At 70.9% G+C, this 17818-nt stretch carries 17 protein-coding genes; 6 read left to right on the top strand and 11 right to left on the bottom strand.

Annotated elements, in window-relative coordinates; genetic code table 11:
• Nucleotides 1-67 precede the first annotated feature (67 nt).
• The 5 genes from ACF1DX_RS00435 to clpS all read right to left on the bottom strand — a co-directional run bounded on the left by ACF1DX_RS00435 (nucleotide 68) and on the right by clpS (nucleotide 3648).
• Nucleotides 68-163, bottom strand: a complete 96-nt coding sequence (locus ACF1DX_RS00435) for a putative leader peptide (RefSeq protein ID WP_324617155.1) — start codon at nucleotides 161-163, stop codon at nucleotides 68-70.
• 113 nt (nucleotides 164-276) lie between these two features.
• The gene (locus ACF1DX_RS00430; protein ID WP_391789044.1) at nucleotides 277-699 is read right to left on the bottom strand and encodes a Mov34/MPN/PAD-1 family protein; all 423 of its coding nucleotides are present in this window, start codon (nucleotides 697-699) and stop codon (nucleotides 277-279) included.
• 132 nt (nucleotides 700-831) lie between these two features.
• A complete protein-coding gene (locus ACF1DX_RS00425) occupies nucleotides 832-2256 on the bottom strand; it encodes an amino acid permease (RefSeq protein WP_391789043.1) in 1425 nt (474 codons plus the stop codon).
• Nucleotides 2257-2656: 400 nt separating this feature from the next.
• On the bottom strand, nucleotides 2657-3259 hold the full coding sequence (locus ACF1DX_RS00420) for a DUF2017 domain-containing protein (RefSeq protein WP_391789706.1): 603 nt from the start codon (nucleotides 3257-3259) through the stop codon (nucleotides 2657-2659).
• Between the two features lie 71 nt (nucleotides 3260-3330).
• Nucleotides 3331-3648, bottom strand: a complete 318-nt coding sequence (gene clpS, locus ACF1DX_RS00415; protein WP_073931623.1) for an ATP-dependent Clp protease adapter ClpS — start codon at nucleotides 3646-3648, stop codon at nucleotides 3331-3333.
• Nucleotides 3649-3757: 109 nt separating this feature from the next.
• On the opposite strand from clpS, the gene ACF1DX_RS00410 reads away from it, so the two are divergent.
• Both ACF1DX_RS00410 and ACF1DX_RS00405 read left to right on the top strand, forming a co-directional pair.
• Entirely contained in the window at nucleotides 3758-5104 is a 1347-nt protein-coding gene (locus ACF1DX_RS00410; RefSeq protein ID WP_391789042.1) for a nicotinate phosphoribosyltransferase, read from the top strand.
• 171 nt (nucleotides 5105-5275) lie between these two features.
• Nucleotides 5276-5869, top strand: coding sequence for a nicotinamidase (locus ACF1DX_RS00405; protein ID WP_391789041.1), 594 nt, complete (start codon nucleotides 5276-5278; stop codon nucleotides 5867-5869).
• A gap of 168 nt (nucleotides 5870-6037) precedes the next feature.
• Here ACF1DX_RS00405 and ACF1DX_RS00400 read toward each other — a convergent pair whose 3' ends face one another.
• Both ACF1DX_RS00400 and ACF1DX_RS00395 read right to left on the bottom strand, forming a co-directional pair.
• Nucleotides 6038-6367, bottom strand: coding sequence for a hypothetical protein (locus ACF1DX_RS00400; RefSeq protein WP_391789040.1), 330 nt, complete (start codon nucleotides 6365-6367; stop codon nucleotides 6038-6040).
• Between the two features lie 122 nt (nucleotides 6368-6489).
• Nucleotides 6490-8847 carry an immune inhibitor A domain-containing protein gene (locus ACF1DX_RS00395; RefSeq protein WP_391789039.1) on the bottom strand — a complete coding sequence of 786 codons (2358 nt, stop codon included), beginning with the start codon at nucleotides 8845-8847 and terminating at the stop codon, nucleotides 6490-6492.
• Between the two features lie 389 nt (nucleotides 8848-9236).
• Between ACF1DX_RS00395 and ACF1DX_RS00390 the strand changes: the two genes are divergently transcribed.
• Nucleotides 9237-9554 (top strand): hypothetical protein, encoded by a 318-nt coding sequence (locus ACF1DX_RS00390; protein ID WP_391789038.1) that lies wholly within the window; start codon nucleotides 9237-9239, stop codon nucleotides 9552-9554.
• 3 nt (nucleotides 9555-9557) lie between these two features.
• Here the strand turns inward: ACF1DX_RS00390 and ACF1DX_RS00385 are convergent, their stop codons facing one another.
• From ACF1DX_RS00385 to ACF1DX_RS00375, 3 genes are all read right to left on the bottom strand, one after another.
• Nucleotides 9558-10244: an RDD family protein gene (locus tag ACF1DX_RS00385; protein ID WP_391789037.1), complete on the bottom strand. Its 687-nt coding sequence runs from the start codon at nucleotides 10242-10244 to the stop codon at nucleotides 9558-9560.
• An 87-nt stretch (nucleotides 10245-10331) separates the two neighbouring features.
• Nucleotides 10332-11846 (bottom strand): RDD family protein, encoded by a 1515-nt coding sequence (locus ACF1DX_RS00380; RefSeq protein ID WP_391789036.1) that lies wholly within the window; start codon nucleotides 11844-11846, stop codon nucleotides 10332-10334.
• A 115-nt stretch (nucleotides 11847-11961) separates the two neighbouring features.
• Complete coding sequence (locus ACF1DX_RS00375) at nucleotides 11962-13377, bottom strand: FAD-binding oxidoreductase (protein WP_391789035.1); 1416 nt, start codon at nucleotides 13375-13377, stop codon at nucleotides 11962-11964.
• Nucleotides 13378-13480: 103 nt separating this feature from the next.
• On the opposite strand from ACF1DX_RS00375, the gene ACF1DX_RS00370 reads away from it, so the two are divergent.
• Entirely contained in the window at nucleotides 13481-14893 is a 1413-nt protein-coding gene (locus tag ACF1DX_RS00370) for a tetratricopeptide repeat protein (RefSeq protein WP_391789034.1), read from the top strand.
• A gap of 494 nt (nucleotides 14894-15387) precedes the next feature.
• Here ACF1DX_RS00370 and hppD read toward each other — a convergent pair whose 3' ends face one another.
• The gene (hppD, locus tag ACF1DX_RS00365) at nucleotides 15388-16536 is read right to left on the bottom strand and encodes a 4-hydroxyphenylpyruvate dioxygenase (protein WP_391789033.1); all 1149 of its coding nucleotides are present in this window, start codon (nucleotides 16534-16536) and stop codon (nucleotides 15388-15390) included.
• 122 nt (nucleotides 16537-16658) lie between these two features.
• Between hppD and ACF1DX_RS00360 the strand changes: the two genes are divergently transcribed.
• Nucleotides 16659-17129, top strand: coding sequence for an Lrp/AsnC family transcriptional regulator (locus ACF1DX_RS00360; RefSeq protein WP_344559271.1), 471 nt, complete (start codon nucleotides 16659-16661; stop codon nucleotides 17127-17129).
• A gap of 30 nt (nucleotides 17130-17159) precedes the next feature.
• Nucleotides 17160-17807: an ABC transporter permease gene (locus ACF1DX_RS00355; protein ID WP_391789032.1), complete on the top strand. Its 648-nt coding sequence runs from the start codon at nucleotides 17160-17162 to the stop codon at nucleotides 17805-17807.
• The last annotated feature ends 11 nt before the right edge of the window (nucleotides 17808-17818 follow it).

The following is a 17818-nucleotide window of genomic DNA, read 5'->3' as shown; positions in this document are numbered from 1 at the left end:
TCGTCGGGGCGCGCGGTGGCGCGCGGCAGTTCGCCGCGGCTCACGGGCCCACGGCGTCAGCGGAAGATCAACAGATGGCGCTGTTCAGCCTGCACAGGTCGACGTGCAGCCGCGCCACGAGCAGTGTGCCCGGCGCTTTTTCGCTCACGTCGTGGAGAACCATGGGGTCATCGTATCGATTCCCGGACCGGTCTCCGGAGTGTAATCTCATGCTTCGGACACCGTTCTTCCGGGATGTGGGATCGGGGCCGTGTTCGCCGGTTCGCCGGGGCCGGTTCAGTAGGTGTCCACGACCTTGACCTCCTCTTCCGTGACCTCGCCTTCCAGGATGCGGAAGGAGCGGAACTGGAACTCGCCGGCGCCGTCGGTGTCGGCGGTGGAGACCAGGACGTAGTGGGCGCCGGGCTCGTTGGCGTAGGAGATGTCGGTGCGGGAGGGGTAGGCCTCGGTGGCGGTGTGGGAGTGGTAGATGACCACCGGCTCCTCGTCGTTGTCGTCCATCTCGCGGTAGAGCTTCAGCAGGTCCTGGGAGTCGAACTCGTAGAAGGTGGGTGAGCGGGCCGCGTTCAGCATGGGGATGAAGCGCTCGGGGCGGCCGGCGCCCACCGGGCCCGCCACCACGCCGCACGCCTCGTCGGGGTGGTCCTCGCGGGCGTGGGCGACGATCCGGTCGTACAGGGCCTGGGTGATGGTCAGCATGGGGCTCAGGATAAGCAGACGGGCCGTTCCGTACCGAGGGGTGGTACGGAACGGCCCGCATGCCGGACGCCTTGAGCGGAGGGGGCAGGGGGTGCCACGAGTACTCCCTGCCCCCGGCGTCCTGGGTGGAGGTCAGCCCACCTTCTCGAAGTGGCCTTCGTCGCGCTGGGTGACCTGCGGGTTGCGGGTCTTGAGGACGGCCCAGCCGATGCCGAGGGCGACGGCCCAGCCGGCCATGACGTACAGGCAGATCCTGGAGTCCGCGTCGATCGCGATCAGGGCGGTGACGAAGAGCAGGAACGCGATGGCGATGTAGGAGCAGACCGAGCCGCCGGGTGCCGGGAAGGAGGAGGCGGGCAGGCGGCCCGCGACGACCTGGCGGCGGTAGAGGACGTGGCTGATCAGGATCATCAGCCAGGTCCAGATGCCGGCGGCGGTGGCGACGGAGGTGACGTAGCCGAAGGCCTTCTCCGGGACGGTGTAGTTCAGGACGACGCCGATGCCCATGAAGATCACCGAGGTGAAGATGCCGAGCGCCGGGGTCTTGGTGGAGGACAGCTTCTTGAAGACCTTCGGGGCCTCGCCGTTGTCGGCGAGGTTGCGCAGCATGCGGCCGGTGGAGTACATGCCGGAGTTGCAGGAGGACAGGGCGGCGGTGAGGACGACGAAGTTGACGATGCCGGCGCCGGCCGGGATGCCGATGACCGCGAACGCCTTCACGAAGGGGCTGACCCCGTCGGAGAACTCGGTCCACTTGACCACGCACAGGATGACGGTGAGGGCGCCGACGTAGAAGAGGGCGATGCGCCAGGGCAGGGTGTTGATCGCCTTGGGCAGGGTCTTCTCGGGGTTCTCGGACTCGCCGGCGGTGACGCCGACGAGTTCGACGGCGAGGTAGGCGAACATGACGCCCTGGAGGGTCATCAGGGACGAGCCGATGCCCTTGGGGAAGAAGCCGTCGAAGGCCCAGAGGTTGGAGACGGCGGCGGTGTCGCCGGCCTGGCTGAAGCCGAGGGTGAGCACGCCGAGGCCGATCACGATCATGCCGATGATGGCGGTGACCTTGACCATGGAGAACCAGAACTCGATCTCGCCGAAGAGCTTCACCGAGATCAGGTTGGCGCCGAACAGGATGACCAGGAAGACCAGGGCCGACGTCCACTGCGGGATGGCCGGGAACCAGAAGTTGATGTAGATGGCGGCGGCGGTCAGCTCGGCCATGCCGGTGACCACCCACATCAGCCAGTACGTCCAGCCGGTGAAGTAGCCGAAGAACGGGCCGAGGAATTCGCGCGAGTACTCGGCGAACGAGCCCGAGACGGGGCGGTAGAGCAGGAGCTCGCCGAGGGCCCGCATGATGAAGAAGATGATGACGCCGGCGAGGGCGTACATGACGATCAGGCTCGGTCCGGCCTTGGCGATGTTCGCGCCGGCTCCCAGGAAGAGCCCGACGCCGATGGCGCCGCCGATCGCGATCATCTGGACCTGGCGGCTGTTGAGGCCGCGCTCGTACCCCTCTTCGGGTACGGACTCCGTGTCGACCTGCGGTGAGGCCATGTCGTGGTGCGCCTTTCTCCATGCCGACCCGGGCCGCTGGCGGCCTCGGATCGGGTCTCGATCCCCCCGGACTGATGGAGCTGGGCGGGCTCTGGGAGTCCGCCCGTGCCTGGCCGGCGGTCGCCGGCTCGGTGGCGCACCCGGCGGAACATACGGGTGGTGTTCGCCGGGCGGTCGTGAAGATTTATCACGGCCGCCATACTGATCACACGGCCGGTTTGTGGCGTGCTTCACAGGGAGAAGTGGACAAAAGGCACCTGAAGGGCCCATAGGCGACGGGCTCTTTGACGCGATCGTTATCCGGATTTGAGTGTCCTCTGAGCGAACGCGTCAGTGGACTTTTCCGGACATCCGGTGTCGACTCACGGCATGGGGTCACACCGCGGGTCCCACCGTGAGGTCACGGCATGAGGGTGGTGACGAGGGTCTCCTGGAGTCCGCCGAGCCACAGGTACGCCATCACCATCGGCTTGCGCGGGTCCTCGTCGGGGAGGTGGAAGAGGAGGTCGCTGTCGTCCTCGTCGCTGATCTCCAGGCGGGAGCCGATGGCGAGGCGCAGGTCGTTGAGGGCGCCGAGCCACCGGCGGGACTCGTCCGGCGACAGCTTCAGCACCGCGCCGCCCTCGCCGGCCGGGGTGAGCGCGTCCAGGGAGCGGATCACCGCGAGGGCGTTGTCGCGCTTGCCGGCCCGCAGGTCGTTCTCGGTGTAGCGGCGGAACTCGGCGGAGTGGGCCCGCTGTTCCTCGGCCTCCTTGACTCCCGGGGTGCCCTCGGGGTCGCTGTAGGCGTCCGGGAAGAGGCGGCGCAGCACGGGGTCGGAGGGGGGTTCGCTCGGGCCCTCGGCGAAGAGTTCGGCGAGCGGGTCGGCGGAGGCGTCCTCGGACGGGCCGGGGCCGATGAGCTCCATGAGCTGCACGGCCAGGGACCGGATGATGGAGATCTCGACGTCGTCGAGGGCGACGGCCGCGCCGCCGCCGGGGAGCGGTTCGAAGGTTCCTGGCATGGCGGCGATTCGCTGCTTCCGGTCCTGCGGGCGGGGGCGGGTCATGTCCGGTTCGGTCATGTCCGGATCGGTCACTTCCGGTCGTGCTGGAGGGTGGCCCACAGGCCGTAGCCGTGCATGGCCTGGACGTCGCGTTCCATCTCCTCGCGGGTGCCGCTGGAGACGACCGCCCGGCCCTTGTGGTGGACGTCGAGCATGAGCTTGGTGGCCTTGTCCTTGCTGTAGCCGAAGTACGACTGGAAGACGTACGTCACGTAGCTCATGAGGTTGACCGGGTCGTTGTGGACGATGGTGACCCACGGGACGTCGGGCTCGGGTACGGCGAAGGCCTCCTCCGCCGACTCGGTGCGTTCGATCTCCAGGGGTGCGGGTGACGTCACACAGCCCATGCTGCCACCGCAGGGGGGTGGTCGCACAAACCGGCCCGCTGTTCCGGTGCGCGGATCGATGCGCGGACTGAAATCGTCAAACTGACGAAATGGGGGTAGCATCCCTGCCATGAACACAGCGGACCTTGGGCTGCCGGTGGATGTTCCGTCGACGGCACTCTTCACTGACCAGTACGAGCTGACGATGCTGCGGGCCGCGCTGAAGGCCGGTACGGCCGGGCGGCGCAGCGTGTTCGAGGTCTTCACCCGGCGGCTGCCGGACGGCCGCCGCTACGGCGTGGTGGCCGGCACCGGGCGGGTGCTGGACGCGGTGGAGAACTTCCGCTTCGACCCGGGCGTCCTGCGGTTCCTGCGCGAGAAGGACATCGTCGACGAGGAGACCCTGGACTGGCTGTCCGGCTACCGCTTCTCCGGTGACATCTGGGGCTACCCCGAGGGCGAGGTGTACTTCCCGGGCTCACCGATCATGCGGGTCGAGGGCAGCTTCGCGGAGTGCGTGCTGCTGGAGACGGTGATCCTGTCGATCCTCAACCACGACTCGGCGATCGCCGCCGCCGCCTCCCGGATGTCGTCCGCCGCCGGGGACCGGCCGCTGATCGAGATGGGCGCCCGGCGCACCCACGAGCTGGCCGCGGTGGCCGCCTCCCGGGCCGCCTACGTCGGCGGCTTCGCCTCCACCTCCGACCTGGCCGCCGGCTTCCGCTACAACATCCCCACCGTGGGCACCTCCGCCCACGCCTTCACCCTGCTCCACGACAGCGAGCGGGACGCCTTCCGGGCCCAGGTCGACTCCCTCGGCGGCGGTACGACGCTGCTGGTGGACACCTACGACGTGGCCGAGGCGGTCCGTACGGCCGTGGAGATCGCCGGTCCGGAACTGGGCGCCGTACGGATCGACTCCGGGGACCTGCTGCTGGTGGCGCACCGGGTACGGCAGCAGCTGGACGAGCTGGGCGCCACCGGTACGAAGATCATCGTGACCTCGGACCTGGACGAGTACGCCATCGCCTCGCTGGCGGCGGCGCCCGTGGACGCGTACGGGGTGGGGACCCAGCTCGTGACCGGCTCCGGGCACCCGACGGCGTCCATGGTGTACAAGCTGGTCGCCCGCGCGGAGTCCGCCGATCCGAAGGCGCCGCTGGTGCCGGTGGCGAAGAGGTCCAGCGGCGGGAAGACCTCCATCGGCGGCCGCAAGTGGGCGGCGCGGCGGCTGGACGCGTACGGCGTCGCCGAGGCCGAGGTGGTCGGCACCGGCCCGGTGCCCGACGAGCTGGCCGGGCGGCAGTTGCTGGTGCCGCTGGTCGAGGGCGGCGAGGTGATCGCCCGCGAGCCGCTGGACGTGGTCCGCGACCGGCACGCGGCGGCCCGCGCGGGCCTGCCGCTGTCCGCCACCCAGCTCTCCCGGGGGGAACCCGTCCTTCCGACGGAGTACGCGCACGGGCCGTCGGGTAGGTGAAAGCGTGCCCCCTCTGCGCGGGGCGGGGCTCCCGTTGCGCGGGCGGGGGCTTCCGGCCGCCCTGTCGTACCCCTGTCCGCGCCGTCCTCGATTCCATAGGCTCGGAGGTTCACCCGGCCGGGCCCGCCCCCACCCGACCCCACCCGATCCCACAGCCGAAGGACACCGACCATGCGCCGCGCACTGATCGTCGTCGACGTGCAGAACGACTTCTGCGAGGGGGGCAGCCTCGCCGTGGCCGGCGGGGCGGACGTGGCCGCCGCCATCACCGAGCTGATCGGCCAGGCCGCCTCGGCCGGCGGCTACCGGCACGTGGTGGCCACCCGCGACCACCACATCGCGCCCGGCGGCCACTTCGCCGACAACCCCGACTTCGTACGGTCCTGGCCCGCGCACTGCGTCGCCGGGACGGAGGGCGTCGGCTTCCACCCGAACTTCGCCCCCGCGGTGACCTCGGGGGCGATCGACGCCGTGTTCGACAAGGGGGCGTACTCGGCCGCTTACAGCGGGTTCGAGGGGGCCGACGAGAACGGGACGCCGCTGGCGGAGTGGCTGCGGGAGCGGGCGGTCGACGAGGTGGACGTGGTGGGGATCGCCACGGATCACTGTGTGCGGGCGACCGCGCTGGACGCTGCCCGCGAGGGTTTTCGCACCCAGGTGCTGCTTGATCTCACGGCCGGGGTGGCGGCGGAGACCACCGAGCGGGCGCTGGAGGAGCTGCGCTCGGCGGGGGTGGAGTTGTCGGGGAAGCCCGTCGTGCAGTGAGGGTTCGTGGGGGTGGGCCGGGGGGTGTTGCGCGGCCCGGCGCTTACGGGGTGCCTCCCCCAGAGGGGGTACCCCCTGCCCACCCGTGCCGCTGGGGGCACCTCCCAGGCCCTTAAGGCACTGGGGGAGGCACGACTGCCCGCAGTCGGGCGGCAGGGGCGCCCGCAGTCACGCGGGGGTCGCTGGGCGTCTGAGCAGGGCTCTTATCGGGTGCCAGAGTTCTACCGTCAGGGCGGTGGCGTCGGGGGCTGTGCGCCATATGAGGCCGTCGGGGTGGTGGAGGACCGCGGTGATCTCGTCGGGGGTGGGCGGGGCGGCGTTGCCTCGCAGGTAGATGGAGCGCAGGCCCAGGTTGCGGAGCCTGGTCAGGGCCCGGGCGCGGTTCTGGGCGTGGACGAGGACGCGGACCCCGGCGGGCGCGCCGACGGCGGGGCTGGGCAGGTTCAGTGCCACCACCACCGTGCCGTTCGGCAGCTTGCAGAAACCTCCTGCGGCCATGCGGTCATACCCCCGTGTCCACTGGTGTCAATAAGAGAGCCACAGGAGGCACCTAAACACGGATCGGCGGTGACCCGCCAGGGGGTCACCGCCGATCATGCTCTGACCTGCAAAGATGCTATTTACCTACCCGCGGGGCCGACCTCGAGCTCGATCGTCGAGCCGTCCTTGGCCTCCTTGGTGATCTTGATCTTCGTGTTGGTGTCAGTGACCTGGACACCGCCGCCCGGGTTCTCCGGGTCGTAGTAGGTGTTCGTGCGGTCGTTGAAGACCGACACGCCCTTCGACGACGGGATCCACTTCGCCACGTCCGCCTTGTGGAGCGTCATGCCCTCGGTGCGGAACTTGCTGAACGTCGCGTCGTAGGTCTGGATGCGGTTGCGCATCAGCGTGCCGTCGGACCACTTCAGCGCGGTCGGGTGCGAGTCGATCGGGAGGATCAGACCGGTGCCCGGGTGCTCGCTGGTGTTGTTGTCCGCCTGGGAGGTGTCCCACTTCCAGATCAGCAGGCCGTTCTGGTACGCGTAGTGCTCGACCCAGTCCGGGCGGGACGTGTAGCCGAAGTTGTACGGGCCGACCTCGAGGGTCTTGTCGTACGACACGTACTGGCGGTTCTCGGCGATGTAGTACTGCGCGTAGTCCTTGGTGAAGGACGCGCCGACGCGGGAGAAGCCGGTCGCCGTCCAGGCGGCGTCCGCGCTCTCGGCGTTGTCGGAGAAGACCGGGGCGCCGTCCGCCGTCACGGTGATCGCGTCGGCCGTGAAGCCCTTGAGGGCCACGCCGCCGTCGGACTGGTAGCGGAAGCGCAGGTCGACCTTCTGGCCGGCGTAGGCGTCGAGGGAGTACGCGAACTTCTCGTAGCCGTCGAGCGTGCCGTGCAGGGCCGGCTTGTCGCTGCCGTCGCGCGGGATGGCCTGACCGTCGACCGTGCCGTCGAGGGCGGTCCAGTTGGCGCCGCCGTCGGTGGACACCTCGGTGTAGAGGTAGTCGTAGTTGGCCTCGATCTCGTACCAGCCGTCGAAGGTGAGCTCGGCGGAGGACTTGCCGGTCAGGTCGACCGAACGGCTCAGCGTGTTCTTGAGGTTGTCACCGCTGCCGCTCCACCACTGGGTCTGGCCCTCGGCCGGCGGGATGATCTCGGTGGTGACGGCCTTCTTCGGCAGATCGACGACCAGCGCCTGCTTGTGCTTGGTGTTGTACTCGGCGACGCCCAGCTTGTGCCAGGAGTCGACGCCGGCCTTGGCCTTGTCGTAGTTCAGCCAGCCGAGCTGGAGCTTGTCCCAGGCGGTCATGTCGCCGGGCAGGTCGCCGATCTCCTTCTTCCCGGTGCCGAGCCAGGAACCGGAGGACATCAGTGTCCAGAAACCGGTGGAGTTCTCGCCGCCGGCGGTGTCGTAGAGGTCCGGCAGACCGAGGTCGTGGCCGTACTCGTGGGCGAAGACGCCGAGTCCGCCGTTCTCCGGCTGGACGGTGTAGTCGCCGACCCAGATGCCGGTGGAGCCGATCTGCGCGCCGCCGAGACGGTTCTGCTCGGGGCCGGTGGCGCCGGCGTCGGTGCCGAAGGCGTACCAGCGGTGGGCCCAGATCGCGTCGGTGCCCTGGGCGCCGCCGCCCGCGGACTCGTCCTCACCGGCGTGCACGATCTGGAAGTGGTCGATGTAGCCGTCGGGCTCGTTGAAGTCGCCGTCGCCGTCGAAGTCGTAGCGGTCCCACTCATCGAAGCGGGTGACGTCCGCCTTGATCTGGGCGTCGGTGCGGCCGGCCGCCTTCTGCTGGGCGACCCAGGCGTTCAGGCCGTCGCTGACGACGTTCCACACGCTCGGGCAGTTGGTGTCGCCGCAGGCGTTGTTGCCGTAACGGGCCTCGTTGTAGGGGACCTTGACCCAGTCGGAGACCTCGCCGTCGACCGAGTAGCGGCCGGAGGACTGCTTCTCGTAGTAGGTCTTGACCGAGTCGACGCCCTTGCCGGACCCGAAGTACAGGTCTTCGAAGTGCCGCTGGTCGTAGTCCTCCTGCCAGGCGGTGGAGTTGTCCACCTTGCGGTCCGGCTCGGCTATTTGATTGTGCAGCGGGCCGGCGTCGCCGCCGTAGCGGCTGTCGACCTGGTCGCCGAACTCGACCAGGATCGTGAAGATCTTGTCGGTCTTCTCACGGCCGAGCTCTACGTACTTGCTGTCGCCCTTCTTGCTCTTGAGCTGGACGACCTTCGAACCGTCACGATTCTTGACCGAGGCCTTACCGGATATGACCTGGTTGAGTGCCTCTTCCCGCTGGGCCTCCTGCGTCTTGGAGAGCGGCCCCTCGAGGTCGTGCTCGACGTGATTGTGCTCCGCCGGGTCGTGCCGGTCCACGGCGCTGGGACGCTCGGCCTTGTCAGCCGAGTCGGCCTGGGCCACGGTGAACGCAGAGCAGGTGGCGGTGACCGCCGCGAGGGCCACGCCCGTCGCGGCCGCTCTGAACGTCCAGGGTCTACTAATCACTTGAGATCCCCTCCCGCGTGCGTACGCGCGGCCGAAGGAGGTTCCGTCTGTGGAAGGTCCCGCACGCACGTGATCAACGCGTGTAGTCAAGTGACGACATTTGACTAGAGGTTCGCCAGAAAAAACAGACCTTGACTTGAACAGTTCAACTGCACTATGCGGAGCCGTGGTCCGCTTTCCGGACACATCGGCGCGAACCCGAGCGGGCGCGTACAACCGTCCACCTGATGGACGCCATGAATCCGTGCGCCCCCTGTGCACCGGCCCTGTCGGTCAGGTCACGCTTACTGTCCGTTCCCCTCGGGCACGCTCGCGGTTAGAGTCGTCTGGCGAAACCGCCCTGAACCGGCGGAAAGCCAGGCGGACAGCCTCCGACTCCCGAGGACACGATGGCCATGCCCCGTCCGACTGTCGCTCAGCTCGCTTACGGTTCGTGCACCGTGATCTTTTCGACGTTCGTCATGCTGCTGTTGTCCGGAGCGAGTTCGGTCGTGGGCGTCGCGGTCGTCGCCGTCTCGGCCCTCGCCCTCGGACTGCTGGTGGCCATGACGGTCCCGCTTCCCGGACCCCGGCGGCCCGTCGCGGTGGTACGGCCCGCCGTGGCGGACCGGCCCGCGGCCCCGGAGCCGGGCCGGCCGGTCCAGTCGGTACGGGCCACCGTCGCCCCTCCGGCCCGTGAGCCGGTGCGGGAGCGTGCGGCGTCCTGACCCTCATCCGGTGCTGACCACCACGGTCTTGGCCGCCTTGTCGTGCAGGCCCTGTTTGTAGGGCCGGTCGAAGAAGCTCCAGCCGCCCGCGATCACGGTCCACACGCAGGCGCAGCAGAACGCGAACGGCAGCCACAGCACGAGGGCGCGGATCAGCGCGGTCTGCACGGAGGGGGTCGAGCCGTCGGCGAGGTCGGCCACCCGCATGCGCAGCCACTTCTTGCCCAGGGTCTGGCCGCCCCGGGCGGTCATGAAGGTGTCGTAGGCGATGTAGAGGACCGCGGCGACGACGGACTGCGCGAGGGAGTTGCCAATGTTGATGTCGTTGCCGTCGACGTCGTACTCGCTGACCCCGAACGGCCAGGTGAGCAGCCAGACGACGATGCCGACGAGGATCATGTCGATGATGCGGGCGAGCGTGCGCCTGCCGCTGTCGGCGAGCGGGGGCATGCCGGCGAGGGGGTCGGAGGGACCGGGGGGACCGCCGTAGGGGCCGCCACCGCCACCGCCGTAAGGGCCGCCGCCACCGCCGTAGGGATCACCGCCGCCGGTCGGCGGTGGCGGGCCGCCGGGGGTGTCGTACGGGGAGCCCGGTCCCGGGGTGTCGGGTCCGCCCGGCGGGGGGTGCTTTCTGAACGGGTCGTCGTCCGGCGGCTGCCGACCGGAGCCGGGGGGCGGTTCGGTGGTCATGCCCCGAGTCGACCGTGAACCCCCCGGCCCCGCATCCGGCGAGCGGCCGTCCGGAGCAGCGGCGGCGGCGATACGGGTGACGGGGGCTCAGCCGGCGGCGACGAACGTGTGCGCGGCCTTGTCGTGCCAGCACTGGCGCCAGGGCTTGTCGAACAGGCACCACAGGACGCCGACGACCCCGACGACGAGCAGTCCGGGCACGCTGTAGACGAGCCAGCGGCGCAGGGCCGCGCCGAAGGACGGCGCCTCGTGCGCCTCGATGTCCCGCACCTCGACGCCCAGCAGCCTCTTGCCCAGGGTGCGGCCCCACTTGACGGTCGGCAGCACCTCCAGGAGGACACCGGCGAGGAGGAGGACGGCGAGGACGATGCCGAGGTGGACGGAGGTGGTGCCGTCGAGCAGCCAGACGGTGACGGTCTCGCCGGACAGCTTGGCCGCCTCGATCTTCGCGTCGATGTGGTCCAGCGCCTTCATGCCGAGCGGCACGGCGGCCACGGCGGTGACGGCGCCGAGGACGACGGTGTCCAGCAGCCGGGCGGCCAGCCGCCTGCCGAGCGCGGCGGGGCGGGCCGCGGCCTGGCGCCGGGCGGCGGCCTGGAACACGTCCTCGACGGGCGGCTTCCAGGGCGCGACGGGCGGCTCCTCACCGCCGGCCAGCCGGTGCACCTGCTGCACCCAGGAGGACTGGCCCCCGCCGGCGCCGCTCGTCAGGGGCGCGCCCGCGGCCTGCGGGGGTACGGCTTGCGGGGGTACGGCCTGGGGAGGCGTGGCCGGGGCGGTGGTCCGCTGGGGTCCGGACGGGGCCGTGGCGGCAGCGGCGGCGGCGCGTGCGGCTGCCGCCTTCCCGGCCCCGAACCCGGGCCGCCCGGGGGCGGCGGAGCCCGTATGCGGTCCCGAGGGGTCCTGTCCCGTGCGCGGGGTGACGGCGCGGAAGGTCATCGTGCCCTCGTCCGCACGCTCCCCGCCGGGGGCCCCGGCCTCCTGCCGCGGCTTCGGCGCCGAGGCCGAAGCCGGTCTGCGGAACACGAAGGTGTTGCCCGAGTCGGCCGCGGCCCGCTCGTCCGGGGTGTCCGCGCCCGCGGGCCCGGCCTCCGGTGCGGAAGGCGCGGAGGGCGCGGAAGGCGCGGAGGGCGCGGACGGTGCGGAGGGCGCGGACGGTGCGGAAGGCGCGGAAGGCGCGGAGGGCACGAACGGTGCGGAAGGCGCGGAAGGCGCGGAAGGCGGGGCCGCGTGCGGCACCCTCGGGTCGGCGCCCCAGGACACCTTGCGGTCCTGGTCGCCGCCGAAGCCGGTCTGGTGGGAGCGGTCGGCGCCCCACGCCGAGGCGGGCTCGGGCCGGCTGCCGTGCTGGGACCCGGCCGGGGACGGCTGCTCGACGGGGTCCTCGTCGAAGAAGTGCGGTCCGGTCTCCTCGACGGAGGGCCGCGCCGGGCCCGTGCCGGGCGGTGGTGCGAGCGAATCGCCGTCCTTGGGCGCCGGACGGCTCGTGCCCGGCACCCAGGAGGCACCGTTCCAGTACCGGACATATCCAGGAATGGACGGGTCCGGGTAATACCCTTCGCGGGGCCTGTCGTCGCCGGGGGCCGGGGTTGGGGCGCTCATGTCCGTCGTCCCGTATCTGCTCGATGGGTGGGTCGGGGGGAACCACATCTATCAGACGGGCGGGGACCTGACCGCCCGTCCGGCCGGACCCCACTCCTTTCGGGCATCTTCCCGTTCAGAACAGCTTGCCCGGGTTGAGAATGCCCAGCGGGTCGAAGACCTGCTTGACGGCCCGTTGCATCTCCAGTCCCACGGGGCCGATCTCGCGTGCCAGCCACTCCTTCTTCAGCACGCCGACGCCGTGTTCGCCGGTGATGGTGCCGCCGAGTTCCAGGCCGAGCGCCATGATCTCGTCGAAGGACTCGCGGGCCCGCCGCGACTCCTCCGGGTCCGTCGCGTCGAAGCAGACCGTCGGGTGGGTGTTGCCGTCGCCGGCGTGGGCGACGACGCCGATGGTGAGCCGGTACTTCCCGGAGATCCGCTCGACGCCGTCGATGAGCTCGCCGAGCTTCGAGCGGGGCACGCACACGTCGTCGATCATCGTGGTGCCCTTGACGGCTTCGAGGGCGACCAGGGACATCCGCCGTGCCTGGAGGAGCAGTTCGGACTCGGCGGCGTCCTCGGCGGGGACGACCTGGGTGGCGCCGGCGGCCTCGCACAGCGTGCCGAGCGCGGCGAGGTCGGCGGCGGGGTCGGTGGTGTCGAAGGCGGCGAGCAGCAGGGCCTCGGTGGACTCCGGCAGGCCCATGCGGGTCATGTCGTTGACGGCCTTGACGGTCGTACGGTCCATGAGTTCGAGGAGGGAGGGGACGTGACCGCCCTCCATGATCCGGCACACGGCGTCGCAGGCGGCGGCGCCGGAGGAGAACTCGGCGGCCAGCACGAGCTGCTCGGGCGGCTTCGGCCGCAGCGCGAGGACCGCGCGGACGACGATGCCGAGGGAGCCCTCGGAGCCGACGAACAGGCGGGTCAGGTCGTACCCGGCGACGCCCTTGGCGGTGCGGCGGCCGGTGGACATCAGGCGGCCGTCGGCGAGGACGACGTCCAGACCGAGGACGTACTCGGCCGTCACGCCGTACTTCACGCAGCACAGCCCGCCCGAGGCGGTGCCGATGTTGCCGCCGATGGTGCACATCTCCCAGCTCGAGGGGTCCGGGGGGTAAGAGAGGCCGTGCTCGCCGACCGCGCGGGAGAGGGCGGCGTTGACGACGCCGGGTTCGACGACGGCGATCCGGTCGACCGGGCTGATCTCCAGGATGCGGTCCATCCTGGTCAGGGAGAGCACGACGCAGCCGTCGGTGGCGTTGGCGCCGCCGGACAGGCCGGTGCGGGCGCCCTGCGGGACGACGGGGACGCGCAGTGCGGTGGCGGTGCGCATGACGTGCTGGACCTGCTCGACCGTGCGCGGCAGGACCACCACCGCGGGGCTGCCGGCCGGGCAGAAGCTCGCCATGTCGTGGGCGTAGGAGGCCGTGACGTCGGGGTCGGTGAGGACGGCCTCGGGGGGCAGGCCGCCGAGCAGCCGGTCGACGAGGGGGCCGGCCGCCACCGTGTCTTCATCGCGTCGCGCTTCGATACGGCTCATGATCACAGCGTGACACCGGGGGCCATCGGTGTGAACCCCGCGGAGGCACGCGCGTCACATCGGAGTGTGATCATCGTACGTACGCGGGGTGTGACGCACAGTGTGCTTCATGACGGTGTGCGCCACGGACGACAAGCCACGTGAACCCCGGCGGCGGGTGCGCCGGGGGGCGCTGCTCGCCTCGGCCGCCGGGTGCGCGGTGCTGGGCGGGGCGCTGGTGCTGCTGCCCCGGGAGCAGCAGGCGCCGCCCGCGCCGGATCCTGGGGCGCGGGCGCTGGCGGCGGTCACCAGCGGGGTGCCGGCCGCGCTGCCCGACCTGGAGGCGCTGGTCGGGGAGCGCGAGCGGCGGGTGCGGGAGCGTCCGGGGGACGCGGAGGCCTGGGCGGTGCTCGGGGCGGCCCGGGTGGAGCAGGGGCTGCGGCTGGCGGACCCGGCGTACTGGCCGCGGGCCGAGAAGGCGCTGCGCACCTCGCTGAAGGTACGGGCGAAGGGGAACGCCCCGGCGCTGCAGGGGCTGGCCGCGCTGGCGAACGCCCGCCGGGACTTCGCCGGGGCGCGGAAGTGGGGCGAGGCGGCGCGGAAACTGGAGCCGAAGCGGTGGACGACGTATCCGCTGCTGATCGAGGCGTCCGCCGGGCTCGGTGACGACGAGGAGGCGGGGAAGCTGCTGGAGAGGCTGAAGGAGCTGCGCTCCGGTCCCGTCGTGATGGCGCGGGCGGCGGCCGTGTACCGGGACCGGGGCTGGCGGGAGGACGCGGCGGCCAAGCTGGCGGACGCGGCGTCGGCCGCCGGGGAACCGGCCGAGCGGGCGGCGTACCTGGAGCGGGCCGGGCAGCTCGCCTGGGAGCGCGGCGACCGCCAGGACGCGCTGCGGCACTTCCGGAAGGCGGTGCGGACCGACCCCGACCAGCGGGCGGCACAGGCCGGGCAGGGCAGGGCGCTGGCGGCACTGGGGCGGACGACGGAGGCACTGAACGCGTACCGGACGGCGCTGGCGGAGCGGCCCCGGCCGGAGTACGCGCTGGAGCTGGGTGAGCTGTACGAGTCGCTGGGGCTGAAGCGGGCGGCGGGGGCGCAGTACGGGGTGGTGCGGAAGCGGGTGCGGGTGGCCGCCGCGCACGGGGGTGACGAGTCGTTGGTGCTGGGGCGGCTCGAGGCGGATCACGGGGATGCGGAGGCCGCCGTGCGGCGGCTGCGGGAGGTGTGGGAGCGGCAGCCGTCGACGGAGGCGGCGGACGCGCTGGGCTGGGCGCTGCACCGGACCGGCGACGACGAGGAGGCCCTCCCCTTCGCCGTACGGGCGACCGAGGGGACGGAGGGGGGTGGGGTGCGGAGCGCGCTGTACGTGTTCCACCGGGGGATGATCGAACGCTCACTGGAGCGGTACGGGTCCGCGCGGCGGCACCTGAAGGAAGCGCTCCAGATCAACCCGTGGTTCTCACCGCTATGGGTACCGCAGGCGAAGACGACCCTGGCCCGCCTGGGCGAACCGTCCGTCCAGGCGGGGCCTGAGTCCGACTGAGCGTTCCGCGGTCAGTCACGCGACTGAGCGTTCTGGGGTCAGTCACACGACTGGCCCCCCCCGCGATCAGCCGCACGGCTGGGCCGCCGCCCCTCCCGCGGGCAGTCGTGCCGCAGGATCGTGCTCCGCACCTCCGCCAGCCGCGGGCAGTCGTGCCGCAGGGCGGCACGGGTGGGCGCGACGGCACCTCGTCAGCGCCGGGCTGCGCGACGTCCCCCTGTCCCGCACCCGCACCGTCCACTGGTGCGGGCCGGAGGCCGGTTCACTCACCGGCGCTTGCCGGGTGCCTCCCCCACTCTCTGCTTCGCTCGAGCGGGGGGACCCCCATCGCCCACCCGTGCCGCCCTGGGGGTACCTCCCAGGCCCTTGAGGCACTGGGGGAGGCACGACTGCCCGCAGCGGCGGCACGCAGGGCGGCGCGGTTATCCGCGGCGGCGGCACGCAGGGCGGCATAACTGGCCGCGGCTACGCGGCAAGGGCGCCCGCGTCAGCCCTCACAGGTTGCCGCGCTTGGCCTGCTCTCGTTCGATGGCCTCGAAGAGGGCCTTGAAGTTGCCCTTGCCGAAGCCCATCGAGCCGTGGCGTTCGATGAGTTCGAAGAAGACCGTCGGGCGGTCCTGGACCGGCTTGGTGAAGATCTGGAGCAGGTAGCCGTCCTCGTCGCGGTCGACGAGGATCTTCAGCTCGCGCAGGGTTTCGACCGGCACCCGGGTCTCCCCGGCCCACTCGCCGAGCGTGTCGTAGTACGAGTCGGGAGTGTCCAGGAACTGGACGCCGGACGCCCGCATCTGGCGCACCGTCTGCACGATGTCGTTGGTGTTCAGCGCGATGTGCTGGACGCCGGCACCGCCGTAGAACTCCAGGTACTCGTCGATCTGGGACTTCTTCTTGGCGATGGCGGGCTCGTTGATCGGGAACTTGACCTTGAGCGTGCCGTCGGCGACCACCTTCGACATCAGCGCGCTGTACTCGGTGGCGATGTCGTCGCCCACGAACTCCTTCATGTTCGTGAAGCCCATGACCTTGTTGTAGAACTCCACCCACTCGTTCATCCGGCCGAGTTCGACGTTGCCGACGCAGTGGTCGATCGCCTGGAAGGAGCGCTGGGCCGGCGGCTCGACGATCGGGTCGGCGGCGACGTACCCGGGCAGGTAGGGGCCGTCGTAGCCGCTCCGCTCGACCAGCGTGTGGCGGGTCCTGCCGTACGTGGCGATCGCGGCGAGCACGACGGTGCCGTGCTCGTCCTTCAGCTCGTACGGCTCGGTGACGGAGCGGGCGCCGTGCTCGACGGCGTAGGCGTACGCGGCGCGGGCGTCCGGGACCTCGATGGCGAGGTCGACGACGCCGTCGCCGTGCGCGCTCACGTGGTCGGCGAGGAAGGCGCCCCACTCGGTGGACTGCTTGATCACCGAGGTGAACACGAAGCGGGCCGAGCCGCTCTCCAGGACGTAAGCAGCGGTCTCGCGGCTGCCGTTCTCCGGTCCGGAGTAGGCGACCAGCTTCATGCCGAAGGCGGTGGAGTAGTAGTGCGCCGCCTGCTTGGCGTTGCCCACGGCGAAGACGACCGCGTCCATTCCCTTGACCGGGAAGGGGTCGGCCTGCCGGGCGGTCACGTCGGGAGTGTGGTGTGTGGTCTGCGTCATAGGGGCAGCGTGGGCCAGCTCCGCAAGGTGCGCAATAGTTTGCCTTTTCGCTGGACAATGTGTTCAGCCGGGCGGGCCCGTTCACGGGCTTTCTGTACAGGATGACCACCGGGGAGGACCGTATGGCGATCGATCATCTGGACGGGCGGATCATCCTGCTGCTGGCGCGGGAGCCGCGCATCGGGGTGCTGGAGATGTCCCGGCGGCTGGGGGTGGCGCGCGGGACCGTGCAGGCCCGCCTCGACCGGCTTCAGTCGAACGGAGTCATCCGCGGATTCGGCCCCCAGGTGGACCCGGCGGCCCTCGGCTACCCGGTCACGGCGTTCGCCACGCTGCAGATCCGGCAGGGCCAAGGAGCCGACGTACGGGCCCACTTGACGACCGTACCGGAGGTGCTGGAGCTGCACACCACGACCGGCACCGGGGACATGATGTGCCGCCTCGTGGCGCGCTCCAACGCCGATCTCCAGCGGGTGATCGACCGCGTCGTCGGTTTTGATGGCATCGTCCGGGCCTCCACGGCGATCGTCATGGAGAACCCCGTTCCGCTGCGGATCATCCCGCTGGTGGAGCAGGCCGCGCTCGGCGAGTGAACCGACCTGGCGGAGCTGGGGTGAGCCGACGTGAACTTCTGGGAGTACCTGGGGAGCCGGCATCAGCAGCTGCTCGTCGACGCCTACCAGCACGCCAGTGTCGTCTTCCAGTGCATGGTGGTGGCGACCCTGCTCGGTGTGCTGATCGGGGTGGTCACCTACCGCAGCGAGTGGGCGGGGAACCTGGCCACGACCGCCACCGCCACCCTGCTGACCATCCCGGCGCTGGCCATGATCGGTCTGCTGATCCCGGTGGTGGGACTCGGGGTGCCGCCGACGGTGATCGCGCTGACGCTGTACGGGCTGCTGCCGATCGTGCGGAACGCGATCGTGGGGCTGCGCGGGGTCGACCCGTCGCTGGTGGACGCGGCCAAGGGCATCGGGATGTCACGTGCGGCCCGGCTGGCGCGGGTGGAGCTGCCGCTGGCCTGGCCGCCGATCCTGACCGGGATCCGGGTCTCCACGCAGATGCTGATGGGCATCGCCGCCATCGCCGCGTACGCCTCCGGGCCCGGCCTCGGCAACCTGATCTTCCGCGGGATCGCCTCGCTGGGCAGCAGGAACGCGCTGAACCAGGTGCTCGCGGGCACCCTCGGGATCATCGTCCTCGCCCTGCTGTTCGACGCCGCGTACGTGCTGATCGGGCGGCTGACCATTCCCAGGGGGATCCGTGCCTGATTCATCCGGTT

The sequence above is a fragment of the Streptomyces sp. NPDC014676 genome (assembly GCF_043084105.1).
In the GTDB taxonomy this organism is placed as follows: Bacteria; Actinomycetota; Actinomycetes; order Streptomycetales; family Streptomycetaceae; genus Streptomyces.
Note: the sequence above shows the minus strand (reverse complement) of the source record. Positions and strands in the feature narration are given on the sequence as shown.